General features: G+C 66.1%; 19 protein-coding genes. 14 read left to right on the top strand and 5 right to left on the bottom strand.

Translation table 11 applies throughout. The features are described 5' to 3' along the window. Positions 1 to 34: 34 nt before the first annotated feature. The 7 genes from CI805_RS08610 (at position 35) to CI805_RS08580 (ending at position 8,311) form a co-directional block, all read left to right on the top strand. Complete coding sequence (locus CI805_RS08610) at positions 35 to 1,504, top strand: glucan biosynthesis protein (RefSeq protein WP_260921914.1); 1,470 nt, start codon at positions 35 to 37, stop codon at positions 1,502 to 1,504. 2 nt (positions 1,505 to 1,506) lie between these two features. Further along, complete coding sequence (gene mdoH, locus CI805_RS08605) at positions 1,507 to 3,342, top strand: glucans biosynthesis glucosyltransferase MdoH (RefSeq protein ID WP_260921904.1); 1,836 nt, start codon at positions 1,507 to 1,509, stop codon at positions 3,340 to 3,342. 132 nt (positions 3,343 to 3,474) lie between these two features. Continuing rightward, on the top strand, positions 3,475 to 4,233 hold the full coding sequence (locus CI805_RS08600; RefSeq protein WP_260921902.1) for a polysaccharide deacetylase family protein: 759 nt from the start codon (positions 3,475 to 3,477) through the stop codon (positions 4,231 to 4,233). Between the two features lie 170 nt (positions 4,234 to 4,403). Next, positions 4,404 to 5,648, top strand: coding sequence for a glycosyltransferase (locus tag CI805_RS08595; protein ID WP_260921900.1), 1,245 nt, complete (start codon positions 4,404 to 4,406; stop codon positions 5,646 to 5,648). 20 nt (positions 5,649 to 5,668) lie between these two features. Beyond that, positions 5,669 to 6,619 carry a hypothetical protein gene (locus tag CI805_RS08590; RefSeq protein ID WP_313958478.1) on the top strand — a complete coding sequence of 317 codons (951 nt, stop codon included), beginning with the start codon at positions 5,669 to 5,671 and terminating at the stop codon, positions 6,617 to 6,619. Then, the gene (locus CI805_RS08585; RefSeq protein ID WP_260921898.1) at positions 6,616 to 7,146 is read left to right on the top strand and encodes a DUF2141 domain-containing protein; all 531 of its coding nucleotides are present in this window, start codon (positions 6,616 to 6,618) and stop codon (positions 7,144 to 7,146) included. Before CI805_RS08590 ends, CI805_RS08585 begins: the two co-directional genes overlap by 4 nt. A 13-nt stretch (positions 7,147 to 7,159) precedes the next feature. Then, positions 7,160 to 8,311 (top strand): glycosyltransferase, encoded by a 1,152-nt coding sequence (locus CI805_RS08580; protein WP_260921896.1) that lies wholly within the window; start codon positions 7,160 to 7,162, stop codon positions 8,309 to 8,311. Positions 8,312 to 8,327: 16 nt separating this feature from the next. On the opposite strand, the gene CI805_RS08575 is transcribed toward CI805_RS08580, so the two are convergent. Then, complete coding sequence (locus CI805_RS08575; RefSeq protein WP_260921893.1) at positions 8,328 to 9,227, bottom strand: LysR family transcriptional regulator; 900 nt, start codon at positions 9,225 to 9,227, stop codon at positions 8,328 to 8,330. Positions 9,228 to 9,370: 143 nt separating this feature from the next. Between CI805_RS08575 and CI805_RS08570 the strand changes: the two genes are divergently transcribed. From CI805_RS08570 to CI805_RS08560, 3 genes are all read left to right on the top strand, one after another. Further along, complete coding sequence (locus tag CI805_RS08570) at positions 9,371 to 10,423, top strand: NAD(P)-dependent alcohol dehydrogenase (RefSeq protein ID WP_260921890.1); 1,053 nt, start codon at positions 9,371 to 9,373, stop codon at positions 10,421 to 10,423. A 152-nt stretch (positions 10,424 to 10,575) separates the two neighbouring features. Further along, positions 10,576 to 11,595, top strand: coding sequence for a LacI family DNA-binding transcriptional regulator (locus tag CI805_RS08565; RefSeq protein WP_260921887.1), 1,020 nt, complete (start codon positions 10,576 to 10,578; stop codon positions 11,593 to 11,595). A 13-nt stretch (positions 11,596 to 11,608) separates the two neighbouring features. Beyond that, on the top strand, positions 11,609 to 12,754 hold the full coding sequence (locus tag CI805_RS08560; protein WP_260921885.1) for a pyridoxal phosphate-dependent aminotransferase: 1,146 nt from the start codon (positions 11,609 to 11,611) through the stop codon (positions 12,752 to 12,754). 131 nt (positions 12,755 to 12,885) lie between these two features. Here CI805_RS08560 and acs read toward each other — a convergent pair whose 3' ends face one another. After that, the gene (gene acs / locus CI805_RS08555) at positions 12,886 to 14,835 is read right to left on the bottom strand and encodes an acetate--CoA ligase (protein ID WP_260921883.1); all 1,950 of its coding nucleotides are present in this window, start codon (positions 14,833 to 14,835) and stop codon (positions 12,886 to 12,888) included. A gap of 238 nt (positions 14,836 to 15,073) precedes the next feature. On the opposite strand from acs, the gene CI805_RS08550 reads away from it, so the two are divergent. The 3 genes from CI805_RS08550 to CI805_RS08540 all read left to right on the top strand — a co-directional run bounded on the left by CI805_RS08550 (position 15,074) and on the right by CI805_RS08540 (position 16,877). Then, positions 15,074 to 15,607, top strand: a complete 534-nt coding sequence (locus tag CI805_RS08550) for a GNAT family N-acetyltransferase (protein WP_260921878.1) — start codon at positions 15,074 to 15,076, stop codon at positions 15,605 to 15,607. A gap of 100 nt (positions 15,608 to 15,707) precedes the next feature. Next, positions 15,708 to 16,028 carry a PilZ domain-containing protein gene (locus CI805_RS08545; RefSeq protein WP_260921875.1) on the top strand — a complete coding sequence of 107 codons (321 nt, stop codon included), beginning with the start codon at positions 15,708 to 15,710 and terminating at the stop codon, positions 16,026 to 16,028. 81 nt (positions 16,029 to 16,109) lie between these two features. Continuing rightward, entirely contained in the window at positions 16,110 to 16,877 is a 768-nt protein-coding gene (locus CI805_RS08540; RefSeq protein ID WP_260921873.1) for an SIMPL domain-containing protein, read from the top strand. Between the two features lie 82 nt (positions 16,878 to 16,959). On the opposite strand, the gene lpdA is transcribed toward CI805_RS08540, so the two are convergent. Genes lpdA through CI805_RS08525 form a run of 3 tightly spaced genes read right to left on the bottom strand, consistent with a single transcriptional unit; the run spans position 16,960 to position 20,086 of the window. Then, positions 16,960 to 18,372 carry a dihydrolipoyl dehydrogenase gene (gene lpdA / locus CI805_RS08535; protein ID WP_260921871.1) on the bottom strand — a complete coding sequence of 471 codons (1,413 nt, stop codon included), beginning with the start codon at positions 18,370 to 18,372 and terminating at the stop codon, positions 16,960 to 16,962. A 4-nt stretch (positions 18,373 to 18,376) separates the two neighbouring features. Next, positions 18,377 to 18,775, bottom strand: coding sequence for an acyl-CoA thioesterase (locus tag CI805_RS08530; RefSeq protein ID WP_260921869.1), 399 nt, complete (start codon positions 18,773 to 18,775; stop codon positions 18,377 to 18,379). After that, positions 18,776 to 20,086 (bottom strand): pyruvate dehydrogenase complex dihydrolipoamide acetyltransferase, encoded by a 1,311-nt coding sequence (locus tag CI805_RS08525; RefSeq protein ID WP_260921852.1) that lies wholly within the window; start codon positions 20,084 to 20,086, stop codon positions 18,776 to 18,778. 157 nt (positions 20,087 to 20,243) lie between these two features. Here CI805_RS08525 and CI805_RS08520 point away from each other — a divergent pair, with 157 nt between their 5' ends. Continuing rightward, positions 20,244 to 20,699, top strand: coding sequence for a universal stress protein (locus CI805_RS08520; RefSeq protein WP_260921849.1), 456 nt, complete (start codon positions 20,244 to 20,246; stop codon positions 20,697 to 20,699). Positions 20,700 to 20,741 lie beyond the last annotated feature (42 nt).

The following is a 20,741-nucleotide window of genomic DNA, read 5'->3' as shown; positions in this document are numbered from 1 at the left end:
GCTGCCCACCGTCACTCGGCGGGAGGCGAGTGGTTTGCTGGCAGCCCTCGCCGCCACGTTCGGCCTGCCGCGACAGGTGCTTGCCGCAACATCGCCGCAAGTACATTTGGGGGCGCCGCAACCGTTCTCCTGGGATGTGCTGGTGGCGATGGCACGGAAACTGGCGGCAGCCCCTTATGTGGCGCCCAAGCCGACACCCAATGCCGCGCCGGACTATGACAGCGCCGTCAAGGCCACCTATGGCCCGGCAAAGACGCTTGCGGGCAATGTCCGCCTGTTCCCCGCCGCGAAGATCAACGCGCCGTTCCCGGTCGAGATCGCGCTGGTGAAGGACGGACAGGCCCGTCGCGTGGTCGATACCACCGGGCTGTTCGTGGGCAGCGCCCATTCCGATGCGGCAGGTTTCCGGGTGATGACGCCCGACGGCAAGTCCGATTGGCTGGCCTATATGGGCGCATCCTACTTCCGCGCCTCGGGCAGTCGCGACCAGTACGGGCTTTCGGCGCGCGGCATCGCCATCGACACCGGATCGAACCATGGCGAGGAATTTCCCAACTTCACCAAGTTCTGGTTCGAGGAAACGGGTGCCGACCGCGTGCGGGTCCATGCGCTGATGGAAGGCCCCAGCCTGACCGGTGCTTACGCCTTCGACTGCGCGAAGACCGATGCAGGCGTGGTGCAGGACATCCGCGCAACGCTGTTCCTGCGCAAGGACGTGGAACAGCTTGGCCTTGCCGCCGCCTCCAGCATGTTCTGGTACGATCAGGCCGATCCGCACAAGCGCCCCGACTGGCGCCCGGAAATCCACGATTCCGATGGCCTCGCGATCTGGTCTGGCAACGGGGAGCGGGTCTGGCGCCCCTTGCAGGATCCGGCAGGCGCAAAGATGTTCTCGTTCCGCGCCGATCATCCCAAGGGCTTCGGCCTGCTCCAGCGCGACCAGCATTTCGACCATTACGAGGACGATGGCGTGTTCTACGACAAGCGCCCCTCGCTCTGGGTCGAGCCACAGGGCGACTGGGGGGCGGGCGCGGTCTATCTCTACGAGATGCCCACGAAGTCCGAGACGCTCGACAACATCGCCGTGTTCTGGCGCGGCGATGCGCCTGCCAGAGCGGGCGAACGGCGCGATTTCGGCTATCGCCTGACATGGACCTCGAACGACCCGACGATCGATGCCAACGCGCGCTGCATCAACAGCTTCCTTGGCCCCGCGGGTATCCCCGGACACGAATACATCGCCGACGGCCTGAAATTCGTGTACGATTTCGCCGGTCCCTCGCTGAAAGGGCTGACCCGCGAGAGCGGGGTCAAACTGGTGTCGAGCGTCCCCCAGGCGGCACTGATCGCCGCCGAGGCCTATCCCATTGTCGGAACTGACGATATGTGGCGGGCCATGATCGATCTGAAGCCTGCGGGCCTTCCTGCCCCGGACTTCCGGCTGTTCCTCCAGCACGAGGGAACCGCCCTGACCGAAACCGTGATACAGGCTATCGAACCTTGACCATGACCGAACCTGCCGCCGCCCCCATGCTCCCGGCCGAAGCGCCGATGGAGATGCCGGTCCAGCGGCTCGACGGCAATCCGCCGGCCTCGCACGAAGTGCTCACCCGTCCGCACGGGATGCTGGTGAAACGCCTGCTGCTGATCGCGCTGACCGCACTGATCGGGCTTGCCGCCTCCAGTTCGGTGCGCATGGCCTTTGCGCGCGACGGGCTCGATGCCTTCGAGATCGCCCTGCTGATCTTCTTCGTGCCGCTGTTCTTCTGGATCTCGTTCGGATTCGTCACCTCAACCATCGGGTTTCTGAAGCTGATCAGCGGCGAGCATCCCGGCTTCACCGCGATCCCCAGCCCCGCCTCGACGCTGCGCCACCGCACCGCCGTGCTGATGCCGGTCTACAACGAGGACGTGGACGAGGTTTTCGCCCGCGTCCGCGCGATGACCACCTCGATCGCCCGCGCTGGCGGCGGTGAGTGGATCGACTTCTTTATCCTGAGCGATTCCAACCCCTTCCACGGCAAGCGCGAAGAGGCCGTGGCGCGCGAGGTCGCGGCTGAATCGCCGATCCCGGTCTATTACCGCCGCCGCGAGAAGAACACTGCGCGCAAGCCCGGCAATATCGCCGAATGGGTGCAGCGCTTCGGCGCGGCCTACGAGAACATGCTGGTGCTCGACGCGGATTCGATGATGAGCGGCAGCGCCATTGTCGGCATGGCCTCGATCATGGAGGAGCGCCCCTCGATCGGCCTGCTCCAGACGGTGCCGATGATCATCAACCCGACCACGCTGTTCCAGCGCTGGATGCAGTTCGCGAGCGAGGCCTACGGCCCCATCGCCTCGGCAGGGCTGCTGTGGTGGTCGGGCGCGGAGGCGAACTTCTGGGGGCACAATGCTATCGTGCGCACCCGCGCCTTCGCCGAAAGCTGCGGGCTTCCCGAACTGCCGGGCAAGGCACCGTTCGGTGGCCATATCCTGAGCCACGACATGCTCGAATCCGCGCTTCTGCGCCGTCGCGGCTGGGCCGTTCACATGGTGATGATCGGCGGCAGTTATGAGGAGTTTCCGCCCTCCATCGTCGACATGGCGATCCGTGACCGCCGCTGGATGCAGGGTAACCTGCAGCATCTGCAACTCCTTGGCTCGTCCGGCCTGCACTGGGTCAGCCGCCTGCACCTGCTGATCGGCGCGACCGCCTACCTCACCTCCCCCGGCTGGCTGCTGCTGCTGATCACCGCCATCGCCCAGACCGCGACGCTGGGCAGCGACGAGCGCTTTGCCGCCGCCACCCCGCCCGAAGTGCTGTGGCTGACGGTCATGCTGCTGTTCGGCCCCAAGCTGATGGGCACTATCTGGATGCTGGCCGACAGGGGCCGCCGCGCCGCTTTTGGCGGTACGCTCGGCGTCCTGAAATCGGTGCTGCTCGAAGTTCCGCTGGCCATCCTGCTCGCGCCTGTCACCATGGTCACGCAGACCAAGGCGCTGCTCGGGCTGCTCACCGGCATTTCCGCAGGCTGGACCACGCAGCAGCGCGGCGCGCGGCGCATCCAGGTACGCGAGATCGTGCCCGATCTGCGCGAGCACTTGCTGCTGGGCCTCGTATTTCTGGGGACATTCTTCATCGACAAGGTGACGGCGATCTGGCTCCTGCCGCTCACCATCGGCCTGCTCATCTCGCCCTGGCTGATCAGCCTGACCTCCAGCGAACGGCTCGGCACGAAGCTGCACGACAAGGGCTGGCTGCGCGTGCCCCCGCCACAGATTTCCGATCACGAGAACGGCCATCTGCTGACTGCGCCGCCCTCCTCCCCGCCGGAAGAAAGCCTGAATTCAGGCACCTGACACGCCCCTTTCGCAAGGCTGCGACCCTTTGGTACAAAGGTGAACCGCCGCCTTGTCACATTGTTCATGGCGCCGTCATGAGATCAGCATAATAGCGCGTCCCAGCCGCATTCTGCGGTGGAGCGCTGTTACATGTCCCTGCCTGCGACTGGTCCCGACAAACGACTTCTCGCCTCGATCCACGACGTAGGGCCGGGCGCTGCCGAGCGCGTCGCGCGCCTCGTCGATCTGTTCGAAAAACATCTTGGCACCGCGCGCTTCGCAATGCTGGTCGTCCCCGATCACTGGGGACAGCACCCACTTGCGGCAGACAAAAATTTTCAGACGCAACTGCGGGTCTGGGCAGAGCGCGGCGTCGAGATGTTCGTGCACGGATGGTTTCACAAAGACACGCAGCAGCATGCGGATGGGATGGCCCGGTTCAAGGCGCGTCATATGACCGCCGGCGAAGGCGAGTTCCTGGGTCTCGACCATGCGACGGCGCTGCAGCGCATGCGCGATGGCAAGGCGCTGATCGAGGACATCATCGGCCGCCCGACCGCAGGCTTCATCGCCCCTGCCTGGCTCTATGGCGATGGCGCCCGCGCGGCGCTGCGCGATGTCGGCTTCCCGCTTGCCGAAGATCACATGCGGGTGTGGGACCCGCGCGATGGCCGTGAACTGGCGAAAGGCCCGGTGATCACCTGGGCCAGCCGCTCGACGATGCGCACGGCCTCCTCGCTCGCCTTCGCCTCGCTTGCCCGGCTCGCCCTGCCGCGCCTCAACACCGTGCGCCTTGCCGTGCATCCCGGCGATGTCACCAAGGCTTCGTTGATCCGCAGCATCGATGCGACGCTTGCACGCTTCGTGCGCACGCACCGCCCCGCCCGCTACGCCGAACTGCTGGCCTGACACCCGATGTCCGTCGCGCTCCTGTCTCAAGTTGGCTCGCAAGTCTGCCGCGTCGCAGAGCGTCGTCACAGGACCGACATGACTTATCCGTACCAGCGGGCAGCGAGGCAGCCGCTGGCACACGCGCGAAATTCGCGGGCAATCCAGTCGCCGCAGGCAGGAGCGTCGCAATGACCGAACCGAACCAAGCTGCCGCGCAAACGGTGCGCCTCAGGATCGCCGTGCCGATCCACAGCCTCGATCCCGGCGGCGTGGAGCGCGTGGGCGTCAATCTGGCAGCCCGGTGGCATGAGGCGGGGCATGACGTCACGGTCGTGCTGGGCCGGATCGCCAGTCGTCACCTGTCGAGCGCGCCTTCGATCAACTACTGGCGCATTCCCAACCGCTATGCCTCGGTCGCGTGGGAAACGCCGTGGATGATCTTCACGCTGCTGCGCTATCTGCGCCGCAACGAGACCGACGTGGTGTTCCTTCCGGGTAATACCTATGCCATCGTCGGCGCACTCGTGCGACTGCTGGCCCCGCTGGTGCTGAAGCGTCGGATGCCGCCGATGGTCCTCAAGATCAGCAACGCACTGGAGCGGGCGGACATGCCCTCTGCCTTGCGGCGCGGCTATGCAGCGTGGCTGCGGCTGCATGCCCGGCTGTTCGACCGCATGATCGCGCTTTCCGACGCCATGCGCGACGAAGTGCTGCGCGCGACCACCGCCGCGCCAGAGCAGGTCTGCACGATCGCCAATCCGATCCTCTCCCGCCACCGCATCGAAACCCTCGCCCGGATCAGCCAGCCGGAGCGCCGCGATGGCGCCATGCACTTCGTCAGCGCCGGGCGACTGGTGACGCAGAAGAACTACCCGCTGCTGCTGCGCGCTTTCGCCGCCGTATGGCAGCGCGGCGACCGGCTGACGATCGCGGGCGAAGGCCCGGAACGTGCCCGGCTGGAACGCCTCGCGGCAGAACTGGGCATTGCCGCTTCGGTCGATCTGCCGGGGCATCTCGGCTCCGTCGACGGGCTGCTGGCCAAGGCCGATGCCTTCGTGCTCAGTTCCGATTACGAAGGCCTGCCCGGCGTCGTCGTCGAAGCGCTGGCAGCGGGTCTTCCGGTGGCCGCGACGGATTGCTGCGCCAGCATGTCCGGGCTTCTCGATCACGGCCGCATCGGCCTGCTGGTCGCCCCGCGCAATGTCGAGGCTCTGGCGGCGGCCATGAACGGCTTGCGCGACCACACCTTTTCCAACGCCGCCGCGCGCGCCGTTGCCGCCCGTTACGAGATCGAGGCGGCGTCGGTGGAATATCTCGATCTCATGGCGGACCTGAAGGGGACACGGGCCGCTGCAACCACCCCATCGCCGTCACCCCGGACCATGCCCCCCAGCATGGCCGGTGTCGATGGCCGGCGCCGCCGCGCGCTCTGACTCTTCGGGAGTTCCCTAGCTTGTCCGACACTTCTCCCGCCATGGCCCTGACCTTGCCCGGAACCGTGGCCAGTCCGGCACCGTCGCTGAACCTGATCCCGCAGGACCGCACCTCCAACCGGGGCCGCAATGCGCTGATCTCGATCGGCCTGTCGCTGGCCGTGATCGCGGCGGTCATCCACGAACTGGGTGGCCTCGATGTCCATCACCTGATCCGCATGGTGCCCACGCGCCCCGATTTCTGGCTGACCTTCGCGGCGTTCTATCTGCTGACGCCAGCCTGCGACTGGATGATCTTCCATCGGCTGTGGAGCCTGCCCGGCGCCGGATTCTTCGCGCTGCTGCGCAAGAAGGTCTATAACGAACTGCTGCTCGGCTATCTGGGCGAGGCTTACTTCTACACCTGGGCACGGCGTCGCGGCGCGCTGACCGACGCGCCGTTCGGCGGCGTGAAGGACGTGGCGATCCTCTCGGCAATGGCCGGGAACGGCGTCACCGTGGGCCTGCTGGCGATCATGCTGCCGCTGGTCGGCACGACCAGCCTTGGGCTCGATACCCGGATGCTGACGCTTTCCCTCGGCGTGATCGTGGTCATCTCGATTGCCGCCATGGCCTTTCGCAAGCGGGTGTTCACGCTTTCGCGCCCCGAACTTTGGATGATCACCCGCGTCCACCTGTTCCGCATCTTCGGCACGACCTTCCTGAACGCGCTGCTGTGGCGCATGGTGCTGCCGGACGTGCCGCTTTCGTGGTGGCTCTATCTCGCGACGCTGCGCCTGCTGGTCTCGCGCCTGCCGCTGGTGCCGAACAAGGATCTGCTGTTCGCAGGCGTCGCCGTGGTGATGCTGGGGCACGAGAAGGACATCGGCGAGCTGATGGCGCTGATGGCGGGCCTGATCCTCGTCGCCCACCTGCTGCTCGGCACCCTGCTGGCCGCACGCGACCTCGCCCAGCCGGAGCAAACGGCGTGAGCGCGCTGCTCGCCCTGCCGCTGCTGGCCGCCGCCGCGGCCGGACAGCCGCCCCGCCTGCGCTCGACGCCCGAACTGGGACAGGCCGAAGGGCGCTGCCGTGCCGACGAGCGTGGCCCTGCCTTTATGGTCAACGTGGCCGGGCTCAAGGACCGCGCCGGGATGCTCAAGCTCGAAGTCTATCCCGACAACGACACCGACTTCCTGGCCGACGACAATGTTCTGGTCAGCGCGGGCAAGACCTTCCGCCGCGTGGTGATGCCGGTTCCCGCCTCCGGCTCCGTCACCATGTGCGTGCGCCTGCCGGGACCGGGGCGCTATTCGGTCAGCCTGCTGCATGACCGCGATTCCGACCGCAAGTTCGAATGGCGTCATGACGGGATCGGCTTCGGCGGCAATCCGAAGCTCGGCTGGAGCAAGCCCAAATCCGCTGCCGCCAGCGCCGCAGCTGGCCCCGGCCTGACGCCGATCACCATTGTCATGAACTATCAACGCGGGTTCGGTATGAGCCCGCTGCCGACGAAGTAACAGGAGCAGATCGATGCGCATCGTCGATGTCTGTGCTTTCTACACCCCCCATGGCGGCGGCGTGCGGACTTATGTGGAACAGAAGCTCGCGGTCGGCCCGAAGCTGGGCCACGAGATCGTGATCCTCGCCCCCGGAGACCGCGACGAAGTGATCGAGCGCGGCCCGAACGCGCGGATCATCACGCTGAAATCGCCGCGCTTTCCACTCGATCGCAAGTACTGGTACTTCGCCGAGAGTGCGCAGGTCCACGACGCGCTCGATCAGCTCCGCCCCGATTTCGTCGAGGCGACCTCACCCTGGCGCACGGCCTCGCTTGTCGCCGACTGGCACGGCGATGCCCCGCGCAGTCTGGTGATGCACGCCGATCCGCTTTCGGCCTATGCCTACCGCATTCTCGGGCCGATCTTCTCGCGCCAGACCATCGACCGGCAGTTCTCGATCTTCTGGGAGCATCTGCGCCGCAATTCGCGCCGGTACGATATGGTCGTCTGCGCCAATGCCGATCTCGAACGGCGCCTGCGCGAAGGCGGCGTCCACGCGACGGCCACCATCCCGATGGGCATCGAGGCCGGGCGCTTCTCGCCCACGCACCGCGACGAGGCCCTGCGCGCGCGCATGCTCGCCGCCTGCGATCTGGGACCGGATGCCGCGCTGATGGTTGCGCTGGGTCGCCTTGCCCCGGAAAAGCGCTGGCCGCTGGTGATCGACGCGGTGAACGCGGCCAGTCGCCATGCACAGATCGGCCTTGTCATGCTGGGCGAAGGGCGCGAGCAGCGCACGATCCTGAAGCACATCGCGGGCAACCCGCATGTCCGCCTCTTCGCCCCTGAACGCGACCGCGAGGCCTTCGCCCGGATCGTCGCCAGCGCCGACGGCCTCGTTCATGGCTGCGAGGCTGAGACTTATTGCATGACCGCTGCCGAGGCGCGCGCCAGCGGCGTGCCGGTGGTCGTTCCCGATGCCGGCGGCGCAGCGGATCACGCCGCAGGCGGCGCCGGCCTGACCTATACCGCCGGCGATGCCGCGTCCGCCGCGAAAGCCATCCTCCAGATCGCCCGCGACCGCCCGCGTCCGGGCGCGGTCGCCCGCACCATCGGCGAGCATTTCGAGGATCTCTTCGCCTCCTACGCCATGATCGCCACGGGCCGTCGCCGCGCGGCATGATCCCATGCGCCGCACGCTAGCGGCGGGTGTTGCGCCGCAACGCGTCAACCAGCAGACGGAACGCCGCAGAAGGCTGGCGGCGACTGGCATAGTAGAGATGATAGCCTGCGAACGGCGCGCACCATTCGTCAAGAAGCGGGACAAGTCTGCCCGCCTCGACATGGTGTGCAACGCTGGCCTCCATCACAAAGCCGATACCGAAACCGTCAAGTGTGGCCTGCTCGATCATTTCGATACTATCGCACGTGAACTGCCCTTCGACCCGCACGTTGAGCGCGCGACCATCGCGCTCGAACTCCCATGCATAGAGAATGCCGCGGGTTCGCATGCGCAGGTTGATGCAGCGATGCGCCGCAAGGTCATGCGGCGTTGCAGGCGCGCCGTACTTCTCGATGTAGGAAGGCGCCGCATACGTCACCAACCGCATCGGCGGGCCGATGGGTATCGCAATCATATCCTTCGCGACGGACTCGCCGATCCGGATCCCTGCATCGAACCGCTCGGCGACAATATCGGTCAATCCCGCATCGACGCTGATCTCGACATGAATATCGGGATAGCTGGATAGAAACTCGGCCAGTACCGGCCAGAGCACCGAGCGCACGGCATGGTCCGTCGCTGTCAGGCGGATCGTCCCGGCAGGCATTTCGCGCAGTTCGGTCACTTCGCCGATGCCGCGCTCGATCTCGGCCAGTGCTGGGCGGATCGTCTCCAGCAACCGCTCGCCCGCCTCGGTCGGCGCGACGCTCCGCGTGGTGCGCGACAGCAACCGCACGCCCAGGCGCGCCTCCAGACGGCGCAGCGTGTGGCTCAGCGCGGACTGGGACGTACCCAGCCGCGCAGCGGCACGGGTAAAGCTGCCCTCGTCGGCCACGGCGATGAGAGCGGTAAGATCAGCAAGATGTTCGCGTTGCATTGATGAACATCTATCATGAGTTCGATGCGCCGACAGCCGCTAATCTTTACCTGACGACAGCTTACATTCACACTGCCAATGCCGTGCCCGAGACGGCACGACAATTGGCATATCCAGTTTCCCCGTAATGAGGACCCCCACCCATGAAGACCATCGGTTACGCCGCCCAGTCGGCCGACACGCCGCTTGCGCCCTACGAGTTCGAGCGCCGCGCGCTGCGCCCCGAAGATGTCGCCATCGAGATCCTCTATTCCGGCGTCTGCCACTCCGACCTGCACACCGCGCGCAGCGACTGGCCCGGCACGATGTACCCCGTCGTTCCCGGCCACGAGATCATCGGCAAGGTCATCGAAGTCGGTGCCGACGTCGTGAACTTCGCCGTCGGTGACAAGGTCGGCGTCGGCTGCATGGTCGATTCCTGCCAGGAATGCGACCAGTGCCACCACGATCACGAACAGTTCTGCCGCGAAGGCTTCACCGGCACCTACTCGGCCCCCAGCCGCGTCGACGGCACCGCCACGCAAGGCGGCTATTCGCGCCACATCGTCGTGCGCGAGGAATTCGTGCTGAGCATCCCTGAGGGCCTCGATATCGCGAAGGCCGCGCCGCTGCTCTGCGCCGGGATCACCACCTATTCGCCGCTGCGGACCTGGAACGTCGGCCCCGGCAGCCGCGTCGGCGTGATCGGCCTTGGCGGCCTTGGCCACATGGCGGTCAAGCTGGCCGTGGCGATGGGCGCTCAAGTTACCGTGTTCAGCCGCACGCCGGGCAAGGAGAAGGACGCCTTCGCACTCGGCGCCGAAGCCGTGCTGATCTCCAGCGATGCCGATGCCATGGCCGAAGCTGCCTCCAGCTTCGACCTCATCATCGATACCGTGCCGGTGCGCCATGACCTCAGCCCCTACACCCCGCTGCTCGACGTCGACGGCAGCCTCGTGATCGTCGGCCAGGTCGGCCCGGTCGACGAGACCAGCACCGTGCCGCTCATCATGGGTCGCCGCTCGATCGCCGGTTCGCTGATCGGCGGCATCGCCGAGACGCAGGAGATGCTCGACTTCTGCGGTCGCAAGAACATCCTGCCCGAAGTCGAGATGATCCGCATGGACCAGATCAACGAGGCGTGGGACCGCATGGAGCGCTCGGACGTCCACTATCGCTTCGTGATCGACATGGCGAGCCTCGCAACCGCCGCCTGATCGCGCGCTCACATCTGACAGATACTGAAGGGGCCGGATCGCCATAGGGGTGATCCGGCCCCTTTACTTGGGCCCTTTTACTTTGGTGCAGCGCGAATTGACGGCGGGCTTGCACGAAATTGCGTTGTCATGCTGCGCACAACCGATAAGGATTGCGTGCATGGCAATTCATCCCTTCCGGCCGCTGGCATCGTGACGCGCCGCCCCCCACCTCACATGATGTCGCACGGCTTGCCGGCGTCTCGCAGTCCGCCGTCTCGCGCTGCTTCACGCCCGGCGGCAGCGTCTCGCCCGCCATGCGCGAACGCATCGAAGTCGCCGCGCGCGAACTCGGCTATCGCCCCAGCCGCCTGCCCGGCATGATGCTGAGCGGCAAGACCGGGATCATCGCGGTGGTCGTCGGCAGCTTCGAGAACCCGTTCTACACCGCCACGCTAGGCGCCTTCACCCGCGCGCTGAAAGCTGCCGACCGGCAGGTCATGCTGATGCAGGTCGATAGCGACCTCGCGCTCGACGATGCCGTGGGCGAACTGGAGACCTACCGCGTGGACGGCGTGGTCAGCGCGCTCGCGGTGTCCTCGCCCGAAGTGGCGGAGCAGCTTGACCGCTACCAGTTGCCGATCGTCACGCTGAACTCGATCGTGTCGAGCGAATGGGTCCGCGTGGTCCAGTCCGACAACCGCGCGGCAGGCGTGAAGGCGGCGAACCTGCTGCACGAGTGCGGCGCAGCCAGCCTCGCCTATGTCGCGGGCGCGCCGGACAGCCTCTCGCAGATGGACCGCCAGCGCGGCTTCATCGAAGGCGTCGAGGCTCTCGGCCTCGGTTCCCCGCGCATTGTCGATGGCAACTACACCTATGAGGGCGGCTGGCAGGCGGGATTGGAACTCGCCAAGGACGATGTCCCCCAAGGGCTGTTCTGCGCCAACGACGTCACCGCTTTCGGCGTGATCGACGCCCTGCGCCGCACGCGCGGCCTCGAAGCCGGGCGCGACTATCGCATCATCGGCTACGACAATCTCTCCGCCGCGCGCTGGCGGGGCTATGATCTCACCTCGTTCGATCAGGATGTGGACGAGATGGCGCGCGTTGCGGTCGAACTGCTCGACACCCCGGAAGCGGGGCTGAACCCGGTCGAGGTCTGCGCCACGCTCCACCGTCGCACCTCCTGCTGAGAGCCGTTTGCGCATGCGTGATGTTGCCCGCGAGCTGCCCGGCTCGCTGATCCGCTCGATCGCCAATGCCGCGATGGGGACGCCCGGCCTGATCCCCCTGTGGTTCGGCGAAAGCGACCTGCCGACCGCCCCGGTGATCGTCGAGGCGGCGCGCGAAAGCCTGCTGCGCGGCGAGACGCGCTATGGCCCGAACCTGGGCCTGCCGGAACTTCGCGAAGGGCTGGACCGCTACCAGCGCCGCCTGTTCGCGACGAGCGCCGGTTTCGGGAACATCGCCGTCACCAGTTCGGGCCTCAACGCGCTGCTGCTCACGCTCTCCGCGCTGGTCGATCCGGGCGACGAAGTGATCGTGCCGGTGCCGACATGGCCGAACCTGCTGGCGATCCCCAAGGTGCTGAGCGCCACGGTGCGCGAAGTCCCCTTACGCCTGTCGAACGCCCGCTTCGATCTGCCGGTGGACGATATCCTCGCCGCCTGCACCGAACGCACGCGGGTGGTGCTCATCAACAGCCCCCAGAACCCCACCGGCTGGCGCATGCCGCCCCAAGACATGGCCCGCCTTGTCGAGGAACTGGACCGGCGCGGCATCTGGCTACTGGCGGACGAAGTCTATTCGCGCATCCTGCCCGAAGGCGTGGCGCCAGCCTCGTTCCTCGAACACTTCGACGAGCGCCGCCGCATCGTCGTGGTCAACAGCTATTCCAAGACCTGGTCGATGACCGGGTGGCGGCTCGGCTGGATCACTGCGCCAGCCGAACTGGTGCAGGCCTTCGAGCGGCTGATCGAGTTCAACACCTCCTGCGCGCCTGACTTCGTGCAGCGCGGAGGCCTTGCCGCGCTTGGCGAGGAAGGCGAAACTTTCGTCGCCATGCAGCGCGCCCGGCTGGAGGCGGCCCGGCTTGCCGCCATCGAGGTGCTGGGCAGCGATCCGCGCATCGAACTGCCGGAAATCGGCGGCGCGTTCTACCTGTTCCCGCGCATCGAGGGCCTGACCGACGGCGTGGCCCTCGCCCGCAAGGCCGTGGAGCTTGGCGTCGGCATCGCGCCGGGCGAAGGCTTCGGCGAGGAAGGCCGCGGCCACCTGCGCCTGTGCTTCGCCCGCGATCCCGCCGAGATCCGCACCGCGATGGAGCGCCTGCTCGAAGCCCTGAAGGCCTGAGAGTCCGTTTGAAAATTCGCGCCATGCGAATTTTCGCGGCACCGGCCCTCTCCCCCACCCTGCACCCAACGGTAGTATCCTGCGGGTGGCAGGGTGGGGGAGAGGGCCGGTGCCGCCTAAGCAAGCGTACCTTACACCGTCGCCGGTTGCGGGCGGTTCGCCAGCAGGTGATCGACCACCGAAGGATCAGCCAGCGTCGAGGTATCGCCAAGGTTCGACACGTCGTTCTCACCGATCTTGCGCAGGATACGCCGCATGATCTTGCCCGAGCGGGTCTTGGGCAGCCCCGGCGCGAACTGGATCACGTCGGGCGTCGCGATCGGGCCGATCTCGTGGCGGACCCACTGGATCAGCTCCTTGCGCAGCGAATCGTCGGGCTCGACCTCGGAATTGCAGGTGACGAAGGCATAAATGCCCTGCCCCTTGATCGGGTGCGGCATGCCGACGACCGCCGCTTCGGCCACCTTGGCATGGGCAACCAGCGCCGATTCGATCTCCGCCGTGCCCATGCGGTGGCCCGAGACGTTGATCACGTCATCGATGCGTCCGGTGATCCAGTAATAGCCGTCTTCATCGCGGCGGCATCCGTCGCCGGTGAAGTAATAGCCCTTGAAGGTACTGAAATAGGTCTGGAAGAAGCGTTCGTGATCGCCCCAGACGGTGCGCATCTGGCCGGGCCAGGATTCGGCGATGACAAGGCAGCCCTCGCCCGCGCCCTCGATCGCCTTGCCGTCGTTGTCGAGCAGCATCGGCTTGACCCCGAACATCGGCTTGCTGGCGGAACCGGGCTTGAGCGCTGTGGCACCGGGCAGCGGGGTGATCATGTGCCCGCCGGTCTCGGTCTGCCACCAGGTATCGACGATCGGGCAGCGTCCCTCGCCCACCACCTCGTGATACCACGACCACGCTTCGGGATTGATCGGCTCGCCCACCGATCCCAGCACCCGCAGCGACTGGCGCGAGGTCTTCTTCACCCACTCGTCGCCCTCGCGCATCAGCGCGCGCAGGGCTGTCGGCGCGCCGTAGAACGCCTCGACCTGGAACTTGTCGACGATCTGCCAGAAGCGCGAGGGATCGGGCCAGTTCGGCACGCCCTCGAACATCACCGTCGTCGCGCCATTGGCCAGCGGGCCGTAGACGACATAGGAATGTCCCGTGACCCAGCCGATATCGGCGGCGCACCAGTAGATCTGGCCGGGACGGTAATCGAAGACGTATTCATGCGTCATCGCCGCCCACACGGCATAGCCGCCGGTGGTGTGGAGCACGCCCTTGGGCTTGCCGGTCGATCCCGAAGTATAGAGGATGAACAGCGGATCTTCCGCGCGCATTTCCGCAGGCGCGCATTCGGCGCTCTGGTCGGCGACGCCCGAAGCCCAGTCGATATCGCGACCGTCCTTCATCGCAACCTCGGCGCCGGTATGCGCGAGCACGATTACCGTATCGACGCCGGGGCAGCGCTCCAGCGCCTCGTCCACGCAGGCCTTGAGTGCGATGGCCTTGCCGCCGCGCAGGCCCTGATCCGCAGTCAGCACGATGCGGCTGTCACAGTCCTGAATGCGGCCCGCCAGCGCATCGGCGGAGAATCCGGCGAAGACGATCGAGTGGATCGCCCCGATCCGCGCGCAGGCCAGCATGGCGACGGCTGCCTCGGGCACCATCGGCAAGTAGATCGTCACCCGCTCGCCGCGCTTGACGCCGCGCGCCTTGAGCAGATTGGCGAAACGGCAGACCTGCTCATGAAGCTCGCGATAGGTGATCCGGCGTACGTCATGCGTCGGATCGTCCGGCTCCCAGATGATCGCCACGGTATCCCCGCGCTCGGCCAGATGGCGGTCGAGGCAGTTGGCCGAGAGGTTCAGCGTGCCGTCGGTGAACCACGAGATGTTGAAGTCCGCCTCGTCAAAGCTGGTGTCCTTCACCACCGAGAACGGTTTGATCCAGTCGAGCCGCTGGGCCTCGTCTCGCCAGAAAGCGTCCGGGTCCTCGATCGACTGGCGGTACATCGTCTCGTACCGCTCGGCATCGATCAGCGCATCGCGCGCCCAGTCCTCGGGAACCGGATACAGGGCTTCGGCCATGGCGTTGTCTCCTCTCGCAAATTTCTGTGCGGCACCTCGCAGAGTGCCTTTGCGCACAGTCTTGCACATGGATGCCAACGCGAACAGGGGGTGAATCGTTGCAGGTGCGAAAGCGCGGGCAAGGTGTCCCGGCCCGGATACGATGGCATCCTTCAGACTCGGCATTTGCGCTGGATCAAGGCGGCGCGCCGCGAATGGCCGCATAAGCCCTGTGTCTCGTGATGGGAGCCTATGTGTCATGACCGATCCTGCCGCCGCAACTGTCCACAACAGCACCGTCCTTACCACCCGCGCCGGTCTCGCGCTCGACATCCGCTCGGCGCGCGCTTCGGACATCATCATGCTGGTGGACTTCTTCGACCGCGTTTCGGAGGATGACCGCCGCTTTCGCTTCCTCAGCGGCGTACGACATATCGGCCCGGTGCAGTTGCAGCCGATCATCCACACCGATCATTTCCGCACCGAATCGTGGCTGGCCTTCGATCACGCCAACGGACGACTGGTCGCCTCGGGCGTGCTGGCCTGCGACGGGCCGCTGGAGAACGCGGAAGTCGCCGTGTCGATCTGCGGCAGCCATCGCGGCCTCGGTATCGGCTGGGCGATGCTGGACTTCCTCGCCGAACAGGCCGCGCGCCGGGGCTGCCGCCGGGTATTCTCGATCGAATCGCGCGACAACCGCGCCGCCATCGAACTGGAGCAGGAGAAGGGGTTCGTCTCGGAGGTCTGCGACGACGACCCTGCTCTCGTCGTGCTCAGCCGGGACCTGCGCTGATCCGGTTTTCCACCGGATTGGTTGCACTATCATCCGTTTGGTAACGGCTTGGTAAGGGGCGGTGGTACATTCGGCAGGCATCCACTGGAGTGCCCCGCCCTTGGCTCAGTTCCCTTACCTTGACGACGAAGACGACGCGCAGCCCGAGCGTGATACGCGGGCGGAAGTCTCCATCGTGTGCGAGGCGCGCCAGGGCACCCGACCATGGCGCAAGGTGCGGCTGGAAGACCTCTCGCCCGGCGGCTTTCGCGTGGCATGGATGCCCGATGTCCGCGCCGACACGCCCTTGCGCATCCGTATCCCCGGCATGCAAATGCTGACCGCGAAGATCGTGTGGCAGCGCGACAATGCGCTGGGCTGTGCGTTCGAGGAGCCGCTCTATCCGGCGGTGTTCGAGCATCTGGTGCGCACTGCGGGCTGATCGCGCCTGCCGATTGTCTTTGCGAAGACTTCGCAAGCGGTTAGCATCTTCCCCATCGACATCGTTTCGAGGGGAAAACACGTGAAGTCGACTATCGCCTTACTGATGGCCCTGCCCACGCTTGCCTTGGCAACAACGGCCCAGGCCCAGACCGAACCGCCGCAACCGCAGATTCTCGTCTCCGCCACCGGCATCGCGCGCACCGCGCCGGACCGGGTGACAATCGGCTATACCGTGCGCGGCGAAGGAACCACGTCCGATACGGCCATCACGAAACTGCGCGACTCGGCGCTGAGGATCGAAGGCGGGGTCCGCAACCTTGCCAAGGATGCGGACCTGCATACGTCCGACCTCAACGTGGCGGAAATCCGCCCCAAGGAATGCGATGCCAACAACTACGGCACGCAGCGTCTGTCCGAAGGCCCCTGCGCCGTCATCGGCTATGTCGCGACGATGCCCGTGCAGGTCGAGACCGGCGATGTGGACGATGCGGGAACGCTGACCGGCCTCATCAGCCGTCTGGGTGGCACATACGTCGGGATCAGCCGCTTCTCGTTGCACGACGACAATGCCGCACGGGCCAAGGCTCTGGCGCAGGCCTTGGCCGATGCGCGCAATCAGGCGCAGATGATCGCCGACGGCTCGGGCCGCAAACTGGGGCCACTCCTGCGCGTGCAGGACGGGGATTATCGCAACGTCGCGCCGGAGCTCATGGTCACCGCCATGCGGGCTGGAGAAGCTCCTCCGCCACCCCCACCGCCTGCTCCGCCGGCACCGATCAAGGTCGGCATGAAGCCTGCGCCGATCGAGACGAGCGCACGGATCATGGTCTCCTACGCGCTGCAATAAGCGGGCCAAACGAAAAGGGCGGGAGCATCAAGCCCCCGCCCTTTCGCGTTTCGATCTCAACCGGTCGATCAGATGTGCGCCATCAGATGTGAAGCGCGCGACCGTAGGCGGCGAGCACCGATTCGTGCATCGCTTCCGAAATGGTCGGGTGCGGGAACACCGTCTGCATCAGTTCGAGTTCCGTGGTCTCCAGCGTCTTGCCGACGACGTAGCCCTGGATCATCTCGGTCACTTCCGCGCCGACCATGTGTGCGCCCAGCAGTTCGCCGGTCTTGGCGTCGAACACCGTCTTCACGAAGCCTTCCGGCTCGCCCAGCGCGATGGCCTTGCCGTTGCCGATGAACGGGAACGTACCCGCCTTGACGGTGTAGCCCGCTTCCTTGGCCTTGGCCTCGGTCATGCCGACCGACGCCACCTGCGGGTGGCAATAGGTGCAGCCCGGAATGTTGTTCCGGTCAAGGCCGTGCGGGTGCACGTCCTTGTTGCCCAGCTCCTTGGCAATCGACTCGGCGGTCGTCACACCCTCGTGGCTGGCCTTGTGGGCAAGCCAGGGTCCGGGGGTGCAGTCACCGATGGCCCACAGGCCCGGCACGCCGGTGCGGCCATAGTCGTCGATCTGGATGAAACCGCGGTCCAGCTTGGCGCCGACCTTCTCCAGCCCGACGTTCTCGGTGTTCGGCACGATGCCGACCGCCGAGATCACATGGCTGTAGGTTTCCTCGGTGATCTTGCCGTCCTTGGCCTTGATCTTGACCTTCACGTCCGCCGCGCCGGCCTTGACCTCCTGCACCGCCGCTTCGGTGAGGATCTTCATGCCCTGCTTGGTGAGCGCCTTCTCCATGAACGAGGAGACGTCCTTGTCCTCCACCGGCATGATCCGGTCGAGCATCTCGACGATCGTGACCTCGACGCCCATGTCGTTGTAGAAGCTGGCGAACTCGACGCCGATGGCGCCCGAGCCCATGACCAGCAGCTTGGTCGGCATTTCGGTGGGGGTCATCGCGTGACGATAGGTCCACACGCGCTTGCCGTCGACGGGAGCGAACGGCAGTTCGCGCGCCCGCGCGCCGGTGGCGACGATGATGTGCTTGCCCGAGATGGTCTCGGCGCCCTTGTCGCCCTTCACTTCGATCTTGCCGCCGCCCAGAAGCGTGCCGGTGCCCATGTGGACGGTGATCTTGTTCTTCTTCATCAGGTGCGTGACGCCCTGATTGAGCTGCTTGGCCACGCCGCGCGAACGCTTGACGATGGCGTCCAGGTCGGCGCGGATGTTGTCCGCCGCCAGACCGTAGTTCTTGGCGTGCTTCATCTGGTGGAACACTTCCGAGGAGCGCAGCAGCGCCTTGGTCGGAATACAGCCCCAGTTGAGGCAGATGCCGCCGAGCAGTTCGCGCTCGACGATTGCGGTCTTGAGGCCGAGCTGTGCGGAACGGATCGCCGCAACATAGCCGCCGGGGCCCGAACCGAGGACGATGACGTCGTAGGAATCAGCCACTGCTTCAAATCTCCTGATCGATCACGCGGGGACGCTTGTTCTCGTCCACCGCGACGAAAGTGAACACTGCCTGGGTCACTTTCACTTCTTCTTCCTCGTGGCGATGCCGGCGCCAGGCCTCGATCGAGATCGTCATCGAGGTGCGGCCCACACGCTCCAGCGTGCCGTAGACCGAAACCTCGTCGCCGATGCGGACGGGCGAGTGGAACTGCATCCCGTCCATCGCCACCGTAACGGCGCGACCGTGCGAATGGCGCGCGGCGATCAGCCCCGCGCCCGAGTCCATGAGGCTCATCAGCCAGCCGCCGAAGATGTCGCCATAGGCGTTGGCATCGGCGGGCATGGCCGTTACCCGGATCACCGGATCGCGGCCATTGTTCACGGCACGCGCGGGCGCGTCCATTTACGCGATCATCCCGAGCGGGTTCTCGACGAAGTCCTTGAACGCGGCCATCAGGCGTGCGCCGTCTGCCCCGTCCACACCGCGGTGGTCGAAGCTGCCGGTCGCGGTCAGGATGGTGGCAACGCCGATCGAGCCGTCTTCCATCACCCAGGGGCGCTTCACGCCCGCGCCGATCGCCAGGATCACCGACTGCGGCGGGTTGATGACGGCTGCGAACTGCGTGATGCCCATCATGCCCATGTTCGAGATCGAGGCGGTGCCGCCCTGATACTCTTCGGGCTTGAGCTTACCTTCCTTGGCGCGCTTGCCGAGGTCCTTGGTCATCGTCGCGATCTGCGAGAACGACTTGCCGCCCGCGTCCGGCACGATCGGGGTGATCAGGCCGTTGGGGATCGACACCGCGACCGACACGTCGGCGCGCTCGTACTTGATGATCTCGTCACCGGCGAAGGTCACGTTGCACTCGGGCACTTCGGCCAGAGCCATGCCGAGCGCCTTGACCAGCATGTCGTTGACCGACACCTTGATGCCGCGCTTTTCAAGCTGGGCGTTGACCTGCGAGCGCAGCGCCATCAGCTTGTCGAGCACCACATCCACCGTCAGGTAGATGTGCGGCGCTTCCTGCTTGGACTGGGTCAGACGCTTGGCGATGGTCTTGCGCATGCCCGAAAGCTTCTCGACCGTGTGCGGGACACGGGCATCGAGCAGCGCGCGGGTGCTGTCGGCCATCTCGACGCTCGACGTCGCGGCGGCAGGAGCCGCTGCGGCAGCGGGCGCAGCCTTGGGTGCAGCCGCACCGGGCTTGGCATTCTCGACGTCCGCCTTGACGATGCGACCGTTGGGGCCGGTGCCGGTCAGCGTCGACAGGTCGATGCCCTTGTCGGCAGCGATCCGGCGCGCGAGCGGCGAGGCAATCGAACGGCCTTCGGTCTTGGCAGCAGGTGCGCTTGCGGCAGGCGCCGGAGCAGCAGCAGCCTTGGCGGCGGCAGGAGCGGGAGCGGCTTCGGGAGCGGTGGGAGCCGGTGCGGGTGCTGCGGCGGGGGCGGCTTCGATCGAAGACACATCCTCACCTTCGCCGGCCAGCACCGCGATCACGGCTCCGACCTTAACGCCTTCGGTCCCCTCGGCCACCAGGATCTTGCCGATGACGCCTTCGTCAACGGCTTCGAACTCCATGGTCGCCTTGTCCGTCTCGATCTCCGCCATGATGTCGCCGGAGGAGACGGTATCACCCTCCTTGACGAGCCACTTGGCCAGCTTGCCTTCCTCCATGGTGGGCGAAAGCGCGGGCATCTTGATCTCGATGGGCATGGATTCTTTTATGTCCCTTGCTTGGGTTGGCTGGGGTTGCACCCTCCTTGGACAATCTGTCGCCTCCACACAAGCGGCTTTGCATCCCTATTACGCATTCCTGATGGCTTGCACGCAAAGCCCAATGGCCGGATAAGCGGCGCCCGAGAGGAACTTCATGCGCGTCTATCTGGTCATCATCGACGAATCCGACGAAGCGCTGGTCGCGCTGCAGTATGCCGCGCGCCGTGCCGCAAGCACCGAAGGCGTGCTGCATCTCCTCGCGCTCGTGCCGTCCCAGCCCTTCAATGCCTTCGCCGGTGTGCAGGCCACCATCGAGGAGGAGGCCCGCGCGCGCGCCGAAACGCTGGTGACGGCGGCAGCAGGCAACCTGCTCTCCCAGGGCGGCAAGATGCCGGTGATCTCGGTCAAGATGGGCGAGGACGTGAAAGTCGTGCGCAAGTACCTTGAGGAGCATCCCGAGGTGTCCGCGCTGGTGCTCGGCGCCGCCAGCGAAGGCTCGCCCGGCCCGCTGGTCTCGCACTTCACCGGCTCGGGCATGGCGCATATGACCTGCCCGGTGTTCGTGGTGCCCGGCGGCCTGACGCCCGAGCAGATCGAAAGCCTGAGTTAAACCAGACCGGCGGCGCCCGCTTCTGGGCGGACGCCGAACCGA

It is taken from the genome of Novosphingobium sp. 9 (genome assembly GCF_025340265.1).
GTDB lineage: Bacteria > Pseudomonadota > Alphaproteobacteria > Sphingomonadales > Sphingomonadaceae > Novosphingobium.
The sequence above is the reverse complement of the archived record's forward strand: the minus strand, read 5'-3'. Positions and strand labels throughout refer to the sequence as shown.